A 17,102-nucleotide genomic window follows, 5' to 3' on the forward strand; every position below is an offset into this window, starting at 1 on the left:
GGATCGGTGATACTCCCTAACCTCGGTTCACCGACGTGACCAGGGGGTTGTCCGCGCGATGTCCACTGAAGCGCCCGATCCGCCGAAGCCGGCGACCGGGGGCAGCTTCTTCGTGGCACTGCTGCGGCAAGGCGCGCCCGCGATCGCGACGGCCACCAGCGAGCTCTCGGACGAGATCGGCGACCCGACCCCGATCCACGCGCTGAAGCGGATCTCGAAGATGGCCGGGTCGATCGACCCGAGCCGGCGCGACGGCCTGCTGCTGCGCGCGACCCGGTACGTCGTGCTCATCCCGCTGGCCTTCCGGCTGCTCGCGGTGCCCGGCCAGTTCGGCGTCTACGCCTTCCAGCACGGCTCGACCGGGCTGCTGCCGGTCGGGATCTTCACCCTGCTCTCGGTCGTGGTGAACCTGGTCGGCTTCCGCTGGATGTTCCGCTCGGCGCCGTTCCGCGGCCGGGACGCGGGGAAGCTGCTGGCGGCCGACCTGGTCTTCACGGTGCTCTCGCCGCTGGTCCTCGCCCTGACCGTCCCCACCGAGGTGTACTTCGACGCGCTGGCGGTGAGCAGCGTCCACCTCCTCGGCGAGGCCGGGTTGCTGACGCTCGCGCTCGGCGTCCCCAGCGGGCTCGTGTTCGGCCTCGCGAGCTTCCCGCTGCGGATGCTCGCGAACTGGCTCAACACCGGCCGGTTCCACGTCGGCGCCGCTTTCTCCACCTTCTCGGCGCTGCTGGCCGAGCTGTTCCTGGCCGCCGCGGCGCTGGTGCTGACCGGGCTCGGCACGCGGCTGGCCCTGGCGTACGGCACCCGCAACGGCCGGCTCGCCGAGCGTGCCCAGCAGCACCGGATGCTGCACGACACCGTGCTGCAGACCCTCGAGGCGATGGCGCTTTCGGGTGCGTCGAACGCCGAAGAACGGCTGGTCGAGATCCAGCGGCTCGCCCGGGCGCAGGCGATGCAGATCCGGCACACGATCGAGACGGCGGCGTCCGAGCAGGCCGAGGCCGGCGCGCGGCCGCTCGGCGAGAAGCTCGCCGCGCTCGCCGCCGAGATGGCGCGCGACGGGCTGCGCGCCCAGCTCGTGGTGGCCGAGCTGGACGACGACACGCTGTCGGAGGTCCGGCAGATCGCCATCCGCGACGCCGTGCGCGAGGCCATGCGGAACACGATGAAGCACTCCGGCACCGACCGGGTCGTGGTGCGCGTCGAGGAGCGCGAAGGCGGGATCGCCGTCATCACCCGCGACCACGGCACCGGCTTCAGCGCGGCCGACCACCCGGCCGGGTTCGGCATCAGCGAGTCGATCACCGCCCGGCTGGCCGAGGTCGGCGGGACGTCGATGGTCGAGTCGGGACTCGCCGGAGGTGGCACTCGGGTGACGTTGTGGGTGCCGTTCTGATATCTCCTGAGCATGACCTCGATCGAGCTGCTCGCCGACGCCCTCGCCGCCTACCGTGCCGGTGACCGCGAGCGGGCCACCGAACTCGCCGGCCAGGCCGGCCGCGACGGTTCGTCGCTGGCCGACGAGCTGCGGACCTACCTGGCCGGAGACGGCTCGGCGCCGGTGTACGACCAGCCGAGCGCGTTCACGGCGTTCATCCGCGGCGGCGGCAACGTGGGCCTCTACCGGGCGCTGAGCACCGAACTCGCCGCCCGCTACGACGCCGCGAAGCCGGAATCGCTGCTGGACCTGGGCTGTGGTGACGGCCTGGCCGTGGTGCCCGCGCTCGAGCAGGCCACGCACGTGCCCGCCCGGATCGACCTCGTCGAACCGTCGGCCGCGCTGCTCGAGGGAGTCCACGAGCGCGTGCCCGCGGCCCAGTGCTGGCAGGCCACCGCCCAGGAGTTCCTGGCCCGCGACGACCTCGGCTGGGACTTCGTCCAGTCGACGTTCGCGCTGCAGTCGATCGAGCCGGAGCAGCGCGCGGAGGTGCTTCGCACGCTTCAGCAGCGCGCCGGGAAGCTGGTGCTCGCCGAGTTCGACGTTCCCGAGTTCACCGAAGGCTCGCCGGAGCACCTTCGCTCGCTCGTCGCGCGCTACGAGCGTGGAGTCGCCGAGTACGGCGAAGACGCCTCACTGGTCGCGCAGGGCTTCCTGCTCCCGGTGCTGCTCGGCCTGGTCGCCGGGCACGAGCGGACGAACTGGGAGCACCCGGCCGCGACCTGGGCCGAGCAGCTCGAGACGGCGGGCTTCACCGACGTCGGCGTCGAACCGCTCGCCGACTACTGGTGGTCGCCCGCCGTCCTGATCACCGCGTCCTGATCAGACCCGGTTGAGCGAGCCCGCCTCGAGGTGCTGGGCGAGCGGCCGCGGCAGCAGGTAGGCGACCGCGCCGCCCGGCATCCCGCTCCACGGCGCCGTCACGCCGGTCAGCACCCGCACCGCGCGCTGCACCCGGTAGAGCCGCTTCTCGCGTTCGCGTTCGAACGCCAGCGACGTCTCGACGAACCGCGTGCCCTCGGCGTGCACCAGGTTGCCGGTCTCGGGGCCGAACCGGACGATCGTCGTGCCCGGCGGGAGCACGATCAGGCGCTTGCCGCGGTAGAAGTTCAACGGCGGCTCGCCGCGCATCGGCAGGATCGGCCAGTCGGCGGGCAGGTCGGACTCCTCCGCCGGCCGCGGCGGCAGCATCAGCAGCACGCCGAGGAGGAACCGGGCCGCGTCGCCGAGCGAGCCGAACGCCACTGGCTCGTCGGCCGGTGGCCGCGAGACCTCCCAGCCGTTCTCGGCCCGCCGCAGCGTCCAGACGCCGTCGGCCGGGATCTCCTTGGCGCCGATCCGGTAGGCCGCGGCCGGCACGCCGTGCTCGGCGAGCCGCTGCTGGAGCAGCTCCAGCGTCTCCGCACCCCGCAGATCCCGCACGTCTTCACCGCGCGCGACCCGGACGAGCGCGCGCTCGTCCGGCAGGTCGGCGATCGTCTGCGGCGGCCGCGGCTGGCCGAGGACCTCCGCCTCCGCCGTCGCGCGGACGAGGTCGCCGACGAACGGCGGGCGGAAGCCCGCCGCGCGCGCGTGCTCGACCAGCTCCGGCTCCGGCGGCACCCCGTACTTGCGCAGGTAGTGCGGCACGGCGGCGGGCCAGATCCAGGTGCCGTCGGTGTGGAACGCGTTCGGCACATCCGGCTTCGCGCCCGGCACGCCGAAGATGTCCGGCAGCGGCGCGGGCCGGTGCAGCGCGACCGGCGCCCGGAACAGGTAGTCGAGCACACCGCGGACCTGGTCCGGCGGCACCGGCGGCCGGTTGACCACCGGACGCTCGCCCTCGGCGTGCGAGTCGGCGGCCCGGGCGAGCCGGAACGTCACGTCCAGCGGCAGGCCGGCCTTCGCCGTCAGCCACACCGGCACGTGCTTCGGCGACCGCGGGAAGGTCGCCAGCTCGAGCTCGTAGGCCGCGGTCGACGGGCGGCCGCCCTCGTTGGGCGGCACCCGCCAGTCCGGCTCGCGGTCGGCGTCGAAGTCGAAGTCGAACTGCGACTCCGCGTCGAGGGTGAAGGTGCCCTGGAACCAGGTGCCCACCTCGGGCTGGAACATCGCGGCCCGCAGCCGCGCGAAGAGCCCGCCGAGCCGGGGCACCGCCGGCAGCGAGACCGACACCGGGCCGTCCTCGTCACCGACCGCGCGAACCTCGATCTCGGAGTAGTCGCCGACCTGCCGGAACTGCGCGCCGACGCGGGCCCAGCCGCCAGGCACCGTGTGCAGCAGCGTCCGGCCGATGGCGCGCAGCAGCGCGTTCTGGTCGCCGGTGCCCGGCTGCGGCCGCGCCTCCGGAGTCTCGGTGAAGTCCAGCCGCGTCTGCCACAGCGCCGTGACCTGCTTCGCCGGCACCGTGACCGAGAAGTCGGTCAGGCCCAGCTGCGCCGCGCGAGCGGCGTCGTCACGGACCCAGCGCAGGGTCAGCTCCGGTCGCGCGCCCGGCGCGACCTCGAAGACTTCGCCGTCGTACTCGCCGAAGGTGCGCAGCGTGAACGTCGCCGGCACCTCGCTCGCCGGCACCACCCGCGCCGGCCGGTCCTCGAACTCCTTGTCGAAGCCCTCCGGCGCCTCTTCCTCCGGCAGCACGGACAGCAGCACGGTGCCGTCCGCCGTCGAACGCTGCGCGCGGAACGTCCCCTCGCCCCACGTCGCATACAGGCCGTCCGGGCGTTCGGCCACCTCTACCCGGTTACGCACGTTTCGTCCTCCCCTGACCCCAGTGACCCCAGAAACCTAGTCGACCGGGTACCGAGCGAACCACCGGTCGTCACCCGGCGCACCCGGGCCGAACTCGGTGAGCGCGTCGTCCACCAGACCGACGATGACATCGCGGAGCTCCAGCCGCTCCAGCCAGCTCTGCCGAAGGGCTTCCTCGCCGTACATCGCACCGACGAGATTGCCGCAGACCGAGCCGGTCGAGTCGCTGTCCCCGCTGTGGTTGACCGCCGCGAGCAACGCCGTGTCGGCGTCGGCGGTGGTCAGCGCGACGTACACGGACATCGACAACGCGGTCTCGCCGACGTTGCCCTGCCCGAGCGACTCCAGCTTCTCCGGCGTCGGCGGCCCTTGCTCCGCCAGCGCCAGAGCCGCGTCGAGTGCCGCGCTCTGCTCTTCGTGACCCGGGTGTTTCACCAGCTCGGCGCGCGCAGCCGCGAGGGCGTCGAGCAGCGGTTTCCCGTGCAGCAGCCCGTGGACGAGCACCGCGAAACAACCCGAGGACAAATACCCGCTCGGGTGACCGTGGGTCAGCGCCGCGCTTTCGGCGCCGAGCCGGAACACCTCGGCGAGGTCGTCCGACCACAGCGCCACCGGTGCCGCGCGCATCACGCCGCCGCAGCCCTTCGAGTTGTTCACCGGGCGTTCGATGGTGCCGCGGACACCCGAGCGGCCGTAGGCCTCCAGCTCGCCGAAGCAGGTCAGGCCCGGCGCGCGCCGGCTGAACAGCTCCTGGTGGGTGACCAGCCAGCCGTCCGGCGATTCGGCGTCCGACCGCGGCCCGCGCGCCCGGTCCCACGGGACGCCCTGCGTGTGCAGCCAGCGCTGGTAGGCCAGCTGAAGCGAGTGCACGACGTCCGCGGAGCCCGTCCGCCGCCGCTGGGCGTGCGCCCGGATCAGCGCTTCGAGCGTGAAGAGCGTCATCTGCGTGTCGTCGGTGATCCGGCCGGTGCCGCCGTACGCCGGGATGAAGTCGGTGATGCCGGCCGGGCCGGCGATCTCGCGGATCCGGTCGATCGAGTCGAACTCGGTCTTCGCGCCCAGCGCGTCGCCGATCGCCCCGGCCAGCAGGCTCCCCCGCAGTCGTGAGCGCAAGTCCGGTCCCTTCGGTTTCGGGGTGAAGCGGCCACTGGGATATCGGCGCTCCCAGCGCGGGTGTTCCGCGGTCTCCGTCTGGAGGCCGTTGCGGTTGAAGTACCAGAAGACGTCGCTGGCGACGTCGTCGAGCAGGCCGAGGTCGGGCAGCGCCGCCACCCAGGCGGCGGGCAGGCCGGGCACGCCCAGCCTGGCACCGACGAGTGCGCCGGCGATCGCGCCGGCGACCGGGCCGGACCGCGCGGCGAGCGTGATCGCCGCTTCCGGGGCGTGGCCGCGCTCGGCCGCGGCGAACAACGCCCGGCCGAGCACCGACCGGACGCTCCGGCCGTCGCCGATGCTCTCCAGCCGCATGACGTCGTCGGCGTCGCGGTCCTCGCGCAACGCCAGCGTCGACGCCGCCAGGTCGCCGCCGATCTCCCGCAGCCGCAGGTGGACCGGCAGGGCGAACGTGTCGCGGGTGAGCAAGGCCTGGAAGAGCGCGATCAGCAGGTCGACGCCCTCGGTGAGCTCGGCCCCGGCGTCACCGGTCAACGCGCGGGCGACGTCCTTCGCGTACTGCTCGCCGTCGACGCCCTCGATGGCGACCGCTCCCGCCGGCGTCGCCGCCAGCGCCGTGGCCAGCAACGTCGAGAGGTCGTCGGGTGCGGGACCCGCGCGTCGCGTCGCGACCGCCAGCCAGCCGACGGGGTCCGGATCCGGCAGCGTGGCCGGCACCTCGCCGGTCGGCACCGGCGGCAGGCCGCGCAGCACGATGTCGGTGTGGAACAGCAGGTGGCGCGTCAGCCCACCCATCGGCAGGGTGCCCGTGGCGCCGCCGCCCAGCGCGTCCCCGATCGCGAAGCCGACGTACGCGCCGACGATCCGGTGCCACGCGAAGCGCGCGGCCGGCGTGCCGAAGGCGGAGAACTTCCCGAACGTCCACGGCACGGGCCGCGGGCGCGCGTCCTCATCGACGTGCGCGATCAGGCCGTTCGCGCCCAGGTCGGCGGGCCACTGCGGGTCCTGGCCCGCCCGCCGCCGGACGCCGTTGCGGTGCTGCCAGGCGAACCCGCGCAGGTACCGGACGCAGTCGTCGGGCGAGAGCTCGAAGTGGTGGTCGCGGGCGTGGTCGACGGCGTACCGCAGGTGCCGTGCCAGCAGGTCGGGCGGCTCGACGCCGAACTCCGCGACCAACGCGGGCAATGCTTCGGCGACCTCCGGCCCGGCTTCCGGCGCGGGCTCGTCGATCTTGGGCCGCCGCTCGCCGGGGCCGACGTCGCCGAGTTCGGCGGCGGTCAGGCTGCGGACCAGCCCGGTCCCGGGGTCGAGCGTCAAGCCCGTCCCGGGCCGGTCGGCCAGCAGGTCGCGGACGACCACGCGCCACCGGTGCGGGTACCGCCCGGGCACCTTCGCCGACGAGCTGTAGGCGATGACCTCGTGGCCCCCCGGCACCGGGCGCACCAGCGGTTCTCCGTCGGGCGTAGGCACGAGTACTTCGCAGTCGAGCAGTGCTCGCGCGAACTCGGCTCGGCTGATCCAGTTCGCGCCCAGGTAGTTCAGGAGCTTTTCGACGTCGGTCGCCGGCACCGGGAAGCCGCGCCGGACCGGGCCGGGGGTGTACTGCTCGTTGCCGCGGCGCGGGCCGGTCGGCTCCCCGAACAGCGTGTACTGCGCCCAGCCGCGGATGGCGCGCACCGGGATGCCGAAGTCCGGGAACGCCTTTTCGTCGAACTCCGGGTCGACGTCCGGACGCCACTCGACGAAGCCGTCGTCGATGGCTTCCTCCTCAGTCATTCTCCCCATCCTCGGGCTAATACCGCGGGTACCGCTCGATCCACTCGTCGCCGAGTGCGCTCAGCGCCGAGTGCCGATCGAAGTGCCAGTAAGCGTCCGAAGCGACGTTCTCCACCAGGTAGCGCAGCTCCAGCTGGTCGACCCACTTCTGCGGCAGCCCGGGGATGCCGGTGCGCGCGCCGAGCAGAGCGCCGGCGATCGCGCCGGTGAGCGCGCTGCGGCCGGAGTGGTTGACGGCCCGCAGCAGCGCCTGCTCCGGGTAGTTCTCGAAGCCGGACAACGCGGCGAAGGCGCGTCCGAGGACCGAGAGCGTGGTCTTGCCGTCGCCGATCAGCTCGGGCATCCGCAGGTCGGGCAGCCCGTGCTCACCGAAGAACGGCACCGACTCGGCGACCATGTCCTTGATCTCCGCCCACTCCGGACCCTGCTGGAACCGGCTGTCGGGGTTGAGCACCTCGCGGCTGAGGTTCCAGATCGGGAAGCTGAACGCCTCCTTGGTCAGCGCGTGCTCGAACAGCCAGGTCAGGTAGGTCGCGGCGGACAGGTCGGGCTCGGTCGGGTGGGTGACGCCGGCCAGGTCGCGCACTGCCTGGCGCGCACCGCCGCTGAACCCGCTCCCGGGACCGGCCATGGTCAGCGCGGCGGGCAGCGCCGGGATCAGCGCGGCGGGGCCGGTCATCGGCGGCGCACCCTCGGCTTCGCTCGCGAGCTGGTGGTAGGAGTTCAGCTCGGCGTCGTCGGCGTCGCGGCGGGCGTGCAGGTCCGCGACCTGCACGAGCCAGCCGTTCGCGTCTTCCAGAGGCGCGCCCTGCGTGCGCAGCCACCGCTGCAGCGCCCCGCGGACGACGCCGGGGAAGAGCTGCTCGGCCTCGCGGGACTCCGGCTGCTCGCGGTGCGGGCTGCGGATCACGGCCTCGGTGTAGAACAGCAGCCGCTGCGTCAGCGAGCCGATCCGGCCCGGCTGGTCGAACGCCGGGACCAGGTCGGAGACGCCGTCGATGCCCCACTTCGCGTGGATGTCGTGGAGCGGCATCCGGTCGACCGCGGCGCCGAGTGCTTCGCCGAGGGCGAAGCCGACGTACGCGCCGGTGACGCGCTGCCAGCCGTAGCGGAAGCCGTCGAGGTCCCGCTCGAAGTACTTGCCGAACGTGTCGAGCCGCGGCGTCGCGCGGCCGGCGTTGTCGTACGTCGGCGCCAGGCCGTTCGCGCGCAGGTCGTTGGGCTTGCTGCGCGGGGGCTCCGGCATCTGCAGCCGCTTCAGCCACGACTCGCCCAGCACGGTCTTCGCGCACTCCTCGGCGGTCAGCTCGTACCCGCGTCGCCGCGCCTTCTCGGCGGCGGCGAGCGGCGGCTTGACCGGATCCGGCAGGCCCATCCGCGACGCCGTGTCGGCGGCGACGCGGATCAGGTCCTCCTCGGCCTCCGGGCAGCGGCCGTGCACGTCGATGCGCGGCTCGTGCCGCGGGAAGCGCTGGACGATCCCGGCGAGCTCGCCGCTGGAGACGTCCTCGATGGTCGTCGGACCGCCGTTGATCACCAGGTTCGGCGGGTGCTCGAACTCCGCCAGTGTCGCGACGTCGACCTTCCACCAGCCGTGCTCGCGCGAGGGCAGGTGCCGGGTCGAGCTGAACACCTTGAGCTCGTTGCGCTCCTCGGCGAAGTAGAACCGGTCGGTCTTGCCGGTCTCCAGGTCGAGCGGGATGAACACCTCGCACCGGATCAGCCCGATGAGCAGCAGCTCCCGGGTCAGCCAGCCGACGCTGGCGAACGACAGCAGCGTCTCGAGGGTGTTCTCCGGCTTCGGGTAGCCGCGGCGGATCGGCCCCGCCTTGTACTCGGGGTTCTCCCGCTCTTCGCCGGTCTGGGTGCCTTCGGCGTCGACCTTCACCCAGCCCGCGACGGCCTGCAGCGGCACGCCCAGCTCGCCGAGCCCGGCCTTCACGTACTCGGGGTCGACGACTTCGCGCCAGTTCTCCTGGCCGGGGAACGCCACCGGCACCGACAGCCCGCCCGGGTGCGGGTGCGCCTGCCGCAGCTCGCCGTCCGGCTCGCGGACGACGACCGACGGCGGCGGGAAGATCTCCTTCTCCGGCCGGCCCTCGTCGAGGAACTCGATGGTGTTGTAGGGCACCGACCAGCCTTCGGGGATGCGCAGCACCTTCTCGGTGTCCACCCGGAGCCCGGCGGGACCGGAGACGTCCGGACCGTGCACCGCGCGCAGCCACTGGCCGACCTTGGCAATCGCTTCCGCCGCTTCCACCTACTCGATCCTCTCCAGGCTTCCGTCGGACTCGTGCTCGGCGATCGTCTTCGGCAGCACGAAGGCCACCGCGCCACCCGGCAGGTTCGCCCACGGAACCGTGATGCCGGTGATCACGTGCAGAGGGCGTCTGAGCCGGTAGCTCCGCCGTTCCCGCTCTCGTTCGAGTGGCAGCGACGTCGTGGCGAACCGTACCTCCCCGTGGTGGACGAGGTTGCCGGGTTCCTCGCCGAAGCGCAGAACGACCGTACCCGCCACCAGCCGGGTGATGCGCTTGTTGCGGAGCAGGGTGAGGGGAGGCTCACCCGGAGCCGGGTGGACCGGCCAGTCGTCGAGCTCCTTGGCCGTTTCCAAGGGCGTTTCGTGCCCGGCGGTCATCCGGGCGGGGTGCAGCAGCAACGCCCCGAGCAGCTGCTGGGCGGCGTCTTCGAGCCGCGCGAAGTACTTCGGCTCGCGGGGCTCCCCACCGGCGTAGGCGGCGACTTCCCAGCCCTCGGGAGTGAAGTTGAGGCACCAAGTGCCGTCGGCCCGGCCGCCGACGCGGTAGGCCTCCGGCCAGACGCCGTGCTCGCCGAGCCGCTGGACCAGGACGGTCAGCAGCTCCTCGTCGCCGAGCTTCGGATCCGGCGTCGTCTCCCGCTCCGCGAGGACGTCACCGCCGGTCTTCTTGACGTCGGCGCGGACCGGCTTCGGCCGTGGCTTGCCCAGCAGGTCGGCTTCAGCGGTCCGCCGCACCAGCGGCTCGACGTACGGCGGCTGGAAGTGGTGGCGGCGGATGTGCGCGACCAGGTCCGGCTCCGGCGGGACGCCGTACTCCGCCAGCAGGTGCGGCACCGACGCGGACCAGATCCAGGCGCCGTCGGTGTGGAAGCGCTCGTCGCCGTCCTCGTGGACCACGGCTTCCCGCTCGAGGTACTGCAGCACGAGCGGCACCTCCGTGTCGGTCAGCGGCGGCCGCTCGACGTCCGGGCCGCCGACGTCGGCGTGCCGGAACACCACGCCCAGCGGTAGCTGCGCCCGCAGCCGCCACCAGTCGGGGATGTGCTCGTCCGCGCGCGGGAACGCGACGAGCTCCGCCGGGTAGGCGGCCGCCGGCGGCGCGTCCGTCCACACCGGATCGTCGTCGAGCGCGAAGTCGAAGTCGAAGGTGCCGTCCGGGGTGAGCGTGAACCGCGCCTGCAGCCAGGTGCCGCGGTCCTCGGCGTACATCCCCTTGCGCAGCTCGGTGAACAGCTCGGCGATGGCGTCCGATGTCGTCGCGTTGTGGCCATCGAGCTCGAGGTGGGCCCCGACCTGCCGGAAGTCGACGGCGGCGGGTCCCGCGGCGTCGGTCCGGAGCTCGCGGACGAGCTTTCCCAGCTGCACCAGGACAGTGCGCTGCTCTTCGGGCGAAAGTCGTTGTTCCACGTGAATCATCGCGCCAATGTCGAGGTGAAGGTGAAGGCCGGGGCTTCGCCGGCGTCGCGGCGGGCGAACTCGTCCTCCCACATCTTGAAGGTGCGCCGGTACAGCGAGTCGATCAGCGCACGCTCTTCCTTGGTGATCTTGCGGTTCTCCTCTTTCGCCGCGTCCCAGATCGCGTCGATCGTCTGGTAGAGCGCGAAGATCGGCCCGTCGCCGCGGAGGTAGTTCTTCCGCTCCTCCTCGGTCCGGCGGACGAACCGGTCGCGGTCGAGGCTCCGGATGTCCGGGCCGTGGTCGAAGAGCACGTCGGTGACGTGTTCCGGCTTTTCCTCGAAGGCTCCGGTCTTCCAGTTAAGGATGCGACCGGTCAGCCCGCCATCGGGCGTGCTCTCGACCACGTACGCGTGGTCGTAGTACTCGAAGTAGGACGGCGTCTGGACCATTAGAGACTCCCCTGCAGCGCGTCCCAGAACAGGTCCCGTTCGCGCTTGATCAGCCCGTCGATCAGGGCTCGTTCCTCGTCGGTGTAGGTCCGGCCCTCGGCCTTCGCGAGCGCCTTCAGGTCGCGGCGGACCTCGTAGAGCGAGTGCTCGTACGCCGAAACGTCGTCCAGTGCCTTGAGGTGCAGGCGGAGTTCCCCGACGTGGCCGTCGATGCGGACGCTCATCTGCAGGTCGCGGTAGCCCGCCGGCGCCGGGTTCGCGAAACGGTCGTCGAAGTCGACGATCTCCAGATCCGGGTGCTCCGCGATCCGCGCCAAGGCCGCGTAGGCGTCCTGCACCCGCTCGAACTGGATCATCGCGCCCGCGAGGTCGACCAGCCTCGACGCGTCGCCGTCGTAGTTGGTGTTGATTTTGTCCATCGCGCGGCCTTCGGACTTCGGTCCGGGCCGGAACCCGGCGTGACCACCGGTTTCCTCCGCCAGCGGCGGCAAGATCTCCTTCAGCTTGAGGTCGGCTCGCGCCGCTTCCGCGTAGCGCTCGGCGAGGTACTCCCGCGTGTACGCCTCGTCCCCGGCCCTGCTCAGGTCGAATTCGGCCTGCCGGCGGTGCTGCTGGGGGTGCCCCTCCGCCTGGTCGATCACGTCGTGGGACGTCTCGGCCTGGTCCGCGGTGAGCGGGGTCGGCTCCGCGTCCGGGCCCACCGGAGCCGCGTCCGGATCCGGGTGGTGCACCTCGTGCACGGCGTCCGTCAGGATCGGGATGGCGTCGTCGTGCAGCAGCAGGCTCGCGATCGTCTCCGGCTTGCGCAGCAGCGAGCGCGTCAGGAACTCGTTGGCCGGGTCGTGGAGCAGGCCCACCAGCTGCGGGTGCTCGGCCAGCCGCGTCCGGACGAACTCGCCGACCGGGCCCAGGTTCTGCGGGTTCCCGTCGTGGTCCTTGACGACGAGGTCGGTGGTGGCGCCGGCGAGCGCTTCGGCGACCCGCGGCTGGGCGAGCAGCTCGTCGAGCCGGGACTGCGGGGCGCTGCCGTAACCGCCGTGTTCCGGGGTCTCGGCGTGGTCGGTGTGGACGTGCGCCTCGTCCGGCGTGCCGACGTGCATCAGCTTGATGCCCTTCGGCGGCTGCGGCAGGTGCATGAGGTCGCCGGACTGCGGGTCGATGAACGCGACGCCGTCGCGGGTGTGCACGACCATCGCGACGTGCCCGTACTCGACGCCGTTCGGGCCCTCGTACTTCACCGCGACCACGGCGTGGTGGTCGAGCGGCCGGTCCCGCATCTCGCGGATGACGTCGTCGTAGCTGCCGCGTTCGGAGAACGTCTCGCCGAACCGGCCCTCGAGGTGCTCGAGCGTGCCGCGGGTGCCCATCTCGTGGAAGAGGACCGGCTCGGCCGTCGCGTCCCCGCCGCGCAGCCGGTCCATGTACGCCTCCGGCGCACGCGTGCAGTTCGACATGTACCCGTTTTCCAGCGCGCCCGGCTGGTGGAAGCCCGGGTTGACCTCGCGCAGGTGCGGATGCCGGTCCTGGACGTAGGCCGCGCGCTCAGCCGGCGTCGCGGCGCCGGCGTGGATGGCCGGCTCGGCCGGCGGGTTCGTCGCGCGCGCCAGGGTCGAGTAGTCCGGCAGCGCTTCGGGGACGTGCGGAGCTTCGGCCGGGCCGTCGAGGACGTCGCTGACCTTGGGGGGTTCGGGCTGGTGGTGCTGCTCGGGCTCGCCGAAGCCGCCGAGGCGTTCGATCAGGGCGGCCTGCTTGCGCCGTTCGAACTCGGCCGCGTTGTGGTCGTTCTCGGCGCGGCGCTCGGCCATCTTCTGCTGCGCGGCCTCGGGGTCGAGGTAGCGCGGGTGGCCGGGGCCGATCTCCTCGGCCTCGATGACCCACTTGCGGCGGCCCTCGGGCGTCATCTCCAGCCGCCGTTCGTGCACCAGCAGCTGGGTGCCGGGCGGCGACAGCGACTCGCGCTCCGACGGGTTCTCGGCGAGCTTCGAGATGTCGCGGAGGTTGTCCGAGCGGACGTGCAGCTCGATGTCGTCGCCGAACTTGCTCGTCGAGAACTCGTCCGTCTTGATGGACGCGCTGGAGAAGGAAGGCTCGACGACGACGTCACCGGGGTGGTACGGCCCGGCGACGAGCTCGGCCAGCCGCGGGTCACCGCCGACGTCGAAGGCGCGGATGGTCTCGCCGGACGTGCGCGGGACCTGGTTGAGGCCGTCGGTGATGGCGCGGGCGTTCGCCTGCGCGAGGTCGAAGCCGGGGTGGCCGGGGCCGCGGCGCAGGGCCTCGTTGACGTCGTAGGCGTACTCGCCGCGGGTGTAGCCGTGCACCGCCACGGCGCCGTCGTCGGTCATGGGCATCCCGGCGGCGTCCCGGCGGGCGAGCGCGCGGTCGTGGACGTCCTGGTAGATGCCCTCGTCGCCGATCGCGCGGCGGATGCTCTCGTGGTCGGCCGGCGTCCCGCGGTGGTCGTCGTCGAAGAGGTAGCCCTCGTCGTGCGGCAGCCGTTCGGGCGTGGGGTTGAGCCGGTCGGTGATCGTCGGGGTTTCGTGCTGGCCGAGGGGCAGTTCGCGGATCCCGGTGGCGTCGTGCGGCAGCTCGGCGAGCCGCCCGGTGACGGGATCGGCGAACAGGACCCCGTGCTCGGTGTGCACGGCGGCGACCAGCTGTTCCCCGCCGGCGTGCTCGAAGGCGACGGCGCTCCGCGCGCCGACGGGACGTTCCCCGAGGTCGCGCGCGACGTCGTCGAAGCTGGCCCGGTCGCTCCACTGTCCACCGAGGCTCTCTCCCCGGGCGGGCCCGGCGACGACGTCCTCGCCGTTCATCCGCCGGTCGAAAGCGGTCATCGACTCGGCGGCGTTGGTCCGGAAGCCGTGGTCGCCAGGGCTGTAGTGGTTGCGGGTGTTGACGGCAGCGAGTTCGGGAACGGCGTCCCGCACGAGCCGCGCGTGCTGCTGCGGAGTCTCGACGGATCCGGCGTGGAGCACCGGAGGGCCACCCGGCGTCAAGGGTTCGGCGAGCCGGGACCAGCCGCCTTCGGGCGCGTGGGTAGCGGGCGGGCGCTTCTCGACAGGCGGCGGCGCATCTTCGTCTCCGCTGAGCAGCTTGAACAGGTCACCGGTCGGCTTGAGGTGCGGGTACTCGGCGTAGAACTGCGCGTCCTTCTCGGCTTCTTCGCGTTCGAAGCGCTCTTCGTCAGCGCGTTCAGCGGCCCGGCGTTCGTCGATCGCACCCTGGGAGTCGCCGCGATACCGCGGATCCCCGGGCGCGATCTCTTCGGCGTGCACGATCCACTGCGGCTGGTCCCGGGCGCCGGGGCGGTTCTCGAAATCGGGGTGCTCGGGGTGTCCGGGCCCCATCTCGACGTGGGTGATCTCGAACTGCGACCCGGCCTTGAAGAGCACCTCGCGCTCGCGCCCGATGCTGGCCATGGACTCGACGTCGCGGCCGGTCCTGGACTCGATCCGCATCTCGACCTCACCGGCGAAGGTGCTGCGCGGATGCTCCGCGTCGACCTTCGACGAGCTGAGGAAGGAGGGCTCGGTGATGTGCGCACCCTCGTGGAACCGCCCGAGGAAGGCCTGGAGTCGCGAGGGATCCCCGTGGAAGTCGACCCGCCGCGAGACGGTGCCGACGTGCGGAGGCATCTCGTTGAGCCCGGAGACGAGCGCCCCGGCCTGCGGAGCGAGGTCGACGAGTTCCGGCCCCCCGAGCCGAAGGGCCCGGTTGAGCGGCCCGACCATCTCGTGCCGCGTATAGGCGTGCACGGCGAAGGCGCCGTCGTCGGACATGCCGGGGTGGAACTCGTCCCGCTTGGCGAGCGCCTCCCGGTGGACCTGTTCGTGGCGCCACTCGCCGGTCTCCGAGCTTTGCCGCCCGGAGTCCATGAAGGTGTCCTCGATCCGCGTGACGCCGGCGGAGTCTTGGGCGCGGAACCCGGGATCGGAGAGGTAGGGCTCGTCGGGGACGGCCGGCCCGTCCTGGTCCTCGGAGTGGGCGGGCTGTTCGGGTGCTTGGTCGCCCGCGTCTTCGGTGTGCGGCGTGCCGTCGGCTTGCTCCGCACCGGGTTGGTGTTCCGCCGGCCGGTCCTGTGCAGGCGACTGCTCCCCTGGCTGTTCGGCTGCGGGGACGTGCTCAGCAGGCCGTTCCTGCCCGCCCGCGCGCTCCTGCTCGGCCGGTCGCTCGAGCCGGGCCTCCTGCTCGGCAGTCCGCCCGCTTGCGGGCGTTTGCTGCTCGGCTGAGCGTGCTTGCTCGCCGGCCGGTGTCGTCGGCCGTTCCTGGGCGGGTGCCTGCCCGGCCGCGGATGGCTGCTGTTCGACCGGCCGCTCGTGAACCGAGGCGTGCTCGGCCACGGGCACGTTCGGCTCCGCCGGGCTCGCAGCAGGTCGCGGCGGCTCGGGCGGCCGCGGCTGACCGTGCGGACCACGGGGAAGCTGCTCCTGCGGCGGACCGAACCGCGGCGGCGGAACCTGCGGCGGCCCCACCGGACGCGACGGACCCAGCCGCGGATCGTGCGGCGGCATCGGCGGCCGGCCACCCGGCGGTGGCGGCATGGGCGGACGCCCGCCCGGATGCGGCCCCGGCCCCTGCGGCCCGCGCGGCTGGTTCGGATATCCCCCGGGACGTTGCCCACCAGGCATCCCCGGATGCGGCGGACCACCCTGCGGCCCCACACCCGGCCGCGGCGGCGGCATCCGCCGCGGATCGTTCGAAGGCAATCCACCCTGCGGCGGCTGACCACCGTGAGAGGAAGGTCCACCCGAGGGCCCCTGCCCTCCCGGCGGCCGTTGCCCACCGTGGGGTGGCTGCCCACCGTGCGGTGGTTGCCCGCTCTGAGGCTGCCCATTCTGCGCAGTCGGTCCGCCTTGCGGCTGCCCACCATGCGGCGACTGCCCGCTGTGCGGCGCCTGCCCATCGTGGGGCCGCCCACCGTGCGGCGGCTGGCCGCCCGGCGCCTGCCCGCCCTGCGTTGGCGGCCCGCCTTGCGGCTGCGCACCCTGCGTTGGCGGCCCGCCTTGCGGCTGCGCACCATGCGTTGGCGGCCCGCCCTGCGCCTGCCCACTGTGCGGAGTCTGACCACCCTGTGGCTGCGCACCGTGCGGCAACTGCCCGCTCGGTGGCTGCCCACGATGCAATGGCTGCCCGCTCTGCGGCTGGCCGCTGTTCGGCATTTGCCCGGCCTGTGGCTGCCCACTGTGCGTCGGCTGCCCGCTTTGCGGATGCCCGCTATATGGGGACTGCCCGCTCTGCGGAGTTGGTCCGCCTTGCGGCTGCCCACCGTGCGGCAACGGCCCGGCCTGCGGCTGTCCACCGTGCGTTGGTTGGCCGCCTTGCGGCTGCCCGCCATGGGGGTACTGCCCACCCTGTGGCGCCAGTCCACCTTGTGGCTGTCCACCGCGGGTCGGCTGCTCAGCCTGGTGCGATTGGCCGCCTTGCGGCGGCTGCGCACCGTGCGGTGGCTGGCCACCCTGCAGCGACTGGGCGCCGTGCTGCGGTCGCCCGCCCTGCGGTGGCTGGCCGCCTTGCGCTGGCCGCCCACTCGGCGGCTGACCACCCGGTGGCATCCGGCGCGGGTCCTGCGGCGGCATCCGTCGGGGCTGCTCGTGCGGCGCCTGACCGCCGCGTGCGGGCATTGGGGCTTGCGGTGCCGGGCCGCCGGAGCGTCCTGGACCGCCACCGCCGTTCGGCATTCCAGCTGGTGGGGGTGGCGTGAAGCCGCCCTGGGGCGGGGCCTGCTGCGGCGACCCTCCGCTCTGGAACGGCGCCGTCCCCCCATCGGCCGCGAAAGGCTGGTTCGTGCCGCCCGATAAGCCGGCCGCACCCACGTTGTCCTGGGGGCGTCCGGCGGTCTGGCGGCCTGGTTCCGCCGGTGGGGCCATGCCGTAGCCGCCGTTCGACGGTGCGCTCGCCGAACTCGGCGTCGCGCCGTGCGACGCGGTCGGTGCCG

9 protein-coding genes are annotated in these 17,102 nt (G+C 72.9%); 3 read left to right on the plus strand and 6 right to left on the minus strand.

What is annotated here, in order from left to right; genetic code table 11:
* Positions 1-58 precede the first annotated feature (58 nt).
* Entirely contained in the window at positions 59-1,396 is a 1,338-nt protein-coding gene (locus AB0C38_RS02255) for an ATP-binding protein (RefSeq protein ID WP_360665147.1), read from the plus strand.
* A gap of 12 nt (positions 1,397-1,408) precedes the next feature.
* Positions 1,409-2,260 carry a methyltransferase domain-containing protein gene (locus AB0C38_RS02260; protein WP_360665150.1) on the plus strand — a complete coding sequence of 284 codons (852 nt, stop codon included), beginning with the start codon at positions 1,409-1,411 and terminating at the stop codon, positions 2,258-2,260.
* On the opposite strand, the gene AB0C38_RS02265 is transcribed toward AB0C38_RS02260, so the two are convergent.
* Genes AB0C38_RS02265 through AB0C38_RS02290 form a run of 6 tightly spaced genes read right to left on the minus strand, consistent with a single transcriptional unit; the run spans position 2,261 to position 15,513 of the window.
* On the minus strand, positions 2,261-4,168 hold the full coding sequence (locus AB0C38_RS02265) for a TNT domain-containing protein (protein ID WP_360665152.1): 1,908 nt from the start codon (positions 4,166-4,168) through the stop codon (positions 2,261-2,263).
* Positions 4,169-4,204: 36 nt separating this feature from the next.
* The gene (locus AB0C38_RS02270; RefSeq protein ID WP_360665155.1) at positions 4,205-7,057 is read right to left on the minus strand and encodes an ADP-ribosylglycohydrolase family protein; all 2,853 of its coding nucleotides are present in this window, start codon (positions 7,055-7,057) and stop codon (positions 4,205-4,207) included.
* Positions 7,058-7,073: 16 nt separating this feature from the next.
* The gene (locus tag AB0C38_RS02275) at positions 7,074-9,317 is read right to left on the minus strand and encodes an ADP-ribosylglycohydrolase family protein (RefSeq protein WP_360665158.1); all 2,244 of its coding nucleotides are present in this window, start codon (positions 9,315-9,317) and stop codon (positions 7,074-7,076) included.
* Entirely contained in the window at positions 9,318-10,733 is a 1,416-nt protein-coding gene (locus AB0C38_RS02280) for a glycohydrolase toxin TNT-related protein (protein WP_360665161.1), read from the minus strand.
* The gene (locus tag AB0C38_RS02285; protein WP_360665164.1) at positions 10,730-11,164 is read right to left on the minus strand and encodes a hypothetical protein; all 435 of its coding nucleotides are present in this window, start codon (positions 11,162-11,164) and stop codon (positions 10,730-10,732) included. The genes AB0C38_RS02280 and AB0C38_RS02285 overlap by 4 nt, the downstream gene beginning before the upstream one ends.
* Positions 11,164-15,513 carry a toxin glutamine deamidase domain-containing protein gene (locus AB0C38_RS02290; RefSeq protein ID WP_360665167.1) on the minus strand — a complete coding sequence of 1,450 codons (4,350 nt, stop codon included), beginning with the start codon at positions 15,511-15,513 and terminating at the stop codon, positions 11,164-11,166. The genes AB0C38_RS02285 and AB0C38_RS02290 overlap by 1 nt, the downstream gene beginning before the upstream one ends.
* Before the next feature lie 987 nt (positions 15,514-16,500).
* Here AB0C38_RS02290 and AB0C38_RS02295 point away from each other — a divergent pair.
* Positions 16,501-16,965 carry a hypothetical protein gene (locus tag AB0C38_RS02295; RefSeq protein ID WP_360665170.1) on the plus strand — a complete coding sequence of 155 codons (465 nt, stop codon included), beginning with the start codon at positions 16,501-16,503 and terminating at the stop codon, positions 16,963-16,965.
* Positions 16,966-17,102: the final 137 nt, after the last annotated feature.

Origin of the sequence: Amycolatopsis sp. NPDC048633, assembly GCF_040650695.1 — a bacterium.
Taxonomy (GTDB): domain Bacteria; phylum Actinomycetota; class Actinomycetes; order Mycobacteriales; family Pseudonocardiaceae; genus Amycolatopsis.